Raw genomic sequence first — 2,185 nt, forward strand, 5'->3', positions numbered from 1 at the left:
GGCGCATCCTGCGCGAGGCGTTGGCCGAACTCGGCTCCTAGAGACCGAGGAAGCGCCGGGCGTTGCGTTCGAGGACCTCGTCGTCGATGCCTACGGCACTAGGCATCTCGAGCGGGTACGTCACCCCCATGTCGAACGGGTAGTCGCTGCCACACATCAGATGTGAGGGGTCGGCGTGCGCCCGCAGAAGCTCCAACGTGGGTGCGTCATGAGTGAGGGTGTCGAACCACAGCGCGGCGAAACCCTCGCGTGGCGACCGACTTCCAGCGCTGCGCACGTCGGCACGCTGCTCCCAACCGTGCTGCCACCGCCCCACCAGTGCCGGAGCGCAGCCGCCGCCGTGCAGCAGACAGATGCGCAGGGCGGGCAGTTCCGCCAATACCCCGCCGAGCACCAGTGCGGCTGCGGCAGTGGTGGTTTCGACCGGGTTCCCGATCAGATTGGTCAGGTAGTACGACGACCACTCTGGCCGCGGCAGTTGCATCGGATGCACCAGCACCCCGAGATCGCGCTCGGCGGCGATCGCCAGCACCTCGCGCATCGGCGCCGTATCCAACGATCCAGTGCCGAGCAGCGGCGGCACGGCGACGCCGCGGACCACGTCACTGGCCGCGATCTGATCCATCTGCTTGCGCGCGGCGTCGGGATCGTGCAACGACACCAGCCCAAGGCCCAACAGCCGGCCGCCGCTGTCGCGGCACACCCCTGTCAGTGCGTCGTTGAACCGGCCGACGTAGTCGTCGACCCCGGACACGTCGGCGACGGGGAAGGCGAACGGGGGCGCTGACAGCACCCGAGCGCCAAGGCCCGCGGCATCGGTGTCGGCCAGCACCCGGCGGGCGTCGCTCATCGCATCGGTCTCGATCGACAACGGCAGCTCGCCGAGATGCAGCTGACCATCGCGGCCGTGCAGGGCCGGCAGCGGCGAACCCGGCGGCAGGCCGAACAACTCCTCCGGCAGCCAGTGCGCGTGGACGTCGATGGGACCCTGCCGAACCAGAGTTGTCATGACATCACCATGCGGGACGTGGGACGTGGGCGGCAATGTCCATCGGCACACACTCTTCGCAATACGGTGGCTCCACGGACATCAATGGCCGAGTCGTCGATCCGGGTGACAGACTGACACGCATGAGCAACATGCCGCTGTGGGAGCGCTACGTCGGTCTTCCGCTGCTGAAGGTCCACGATGCGATCTACCGCAAGACGGACGGGCGCATCGGCCACCGCATTCCCGGTCAGGCCCCGATCCTGCTGCTGCACACCGTCGGCGCGAAGACCGGCGCCAAGCGGACCAACTCACTCAGCTACGCCGAGGACGGCGGCTCCTACCACGTCGTCGCCTCGAAGGGCGGCGATCCGAAGGCGCCGGGGTGGTACTTCAACCTGAGGGCCAACCCGAAGGTCGAGATCAACATCGGTCCCAAGCGGATGCCCGCAACGGCACGGATCATCGGAGCGGACGACCCCGACTATGCGCGGCTGTGGAAGCTGGTGAACGACAACAACTCCGGCCGCTACGACGGGTACCAGAGGCGCACGACGCGACCGATCCCGATCATCGCGCTGACGCCCTAGAACAGTTCCTTGGCCAGGAGTTCGAGGGTCTGATCGCGGGCTGGCGCGGTGCGCGGATCCACGCCGCGGTAGGCCGACCCGACGGGGTTGATCATCACCTCGTCGACACCGAACTGCTCGGCGAGCGCGCGCACCTGATCGGCCGCCTCGGTCGGTGACCCGACGATGGCCCTCTCCAGCCCCGATTCGACGATGGCCTGCTGCTGGTAACCGAGCTCGAGGGCCTTGGCGTCCTCCACCAGGTCGAGAGCCCGCAGCGGCATACCCGTCCGCAGGAACGCCATCATGTGGAGGTTCGGCAGCATCAGATCCAAGGCCTCCTCACGGGTGGGGGCGACGGAGGCGTTGACGGTCATGAACGTGGTGGGCTGGGCCGCGAGGTCGCTCGGCCGGAACTCCGAGCGATAGGTGGCGAGCGCCTCCTCGGTGCCCTGACCCGAGAAGTGGTGGGCAAAGACGTACGGAAGACCCTTCGCGGCGGCCAGGTGGGCCGAGTACATCGACGAGCCCAGCAGCCAGATTCGTGGCTCGCCTGCGGCGTTAGGCGTCGCCTTGAGGATGTAGTTCTCCCTGCGGCCGCGAAGCGCCACCTGGACGCCCGTGGTGC

General features: G+C 67.9%; 3 protein-coding genes. 1 reads left to right on the plus strand and 2 read right to left on the minus strand.

Going from position 1 to position 2,185, the window contains the following annotated elements; genetic code table 11:
• Nucleotides 1-37: 37 nt before the first annotated feature.
• Entirely contained in the window at nucleotides 38-1,009 is a 972-nt protein-coding gene (locus ACRDUX_RS03490; protein ID WP_526411061.1) for an amidohydrolase family protein, read from the minus strand.
• Between the two features lie 122 nt (nucleotides 1,010-1,131).
• On the opposite strand from ACRDUX_RS03490, the gene ACRDUX_RS03495 reads away from it, so the two are divergent.
• Nucleotides 1,132-1,578, plus strand: a complete 447-nt coding sequence (locus ACRDUX_RS03495; RefSeq protein WP_526411062.1) for a nitroreductase family deazaflavin-dependent oxidoreductase — start codon at nucleotides 1,132-1,134, stop codon at nucleotides 1,576-1,578.
• Here ACRDUX_RS03495 and ACRDUX_RS03500 read toward each other — a convergent pair.
• Nucleotides 1,575-2,185 (minus strand): LLM class flavin-dependent oxidoreductase (locus tag ACRDUX_RS03500; protein ID WP_526411064.1); only part of this gene is annotated, 611 nt, incomplete at its 5' end. The two genes, ACRDUX_RS03495 and ACRDUX_RS03500, sit on opposite strands and share 4 nt — an antisense overlap.

Origin of the sequence: Mycobacterium sp., assembly GCF_050701675.1 — a bacterium.
Classification (GTDB): domain Bacteria; phylum Actinomycetota; class Actinomycetes; order Mycobacteriales; family Mycobacteriaceae; genus Mycobacterium.

What these genes read in the sequence shown, in the direction of transcription:
- ACRDUX_RS03490 (WP_526411061.1), bottom strand. Translation starts at nt 1,009, where the DNA reads ATGACAACTCTGGTTCGGCAGGGTCCCATCGACGTCCACGCGCACTGG.
- ACRDUX_RS03495 (WP_526411062.1), top strand. Translation starts at nt 1,132, where the DNA reads ATGAGCAACATGCCGCTGTGGGAGCGCTACGTCGGTCTTCCGCTGCTG.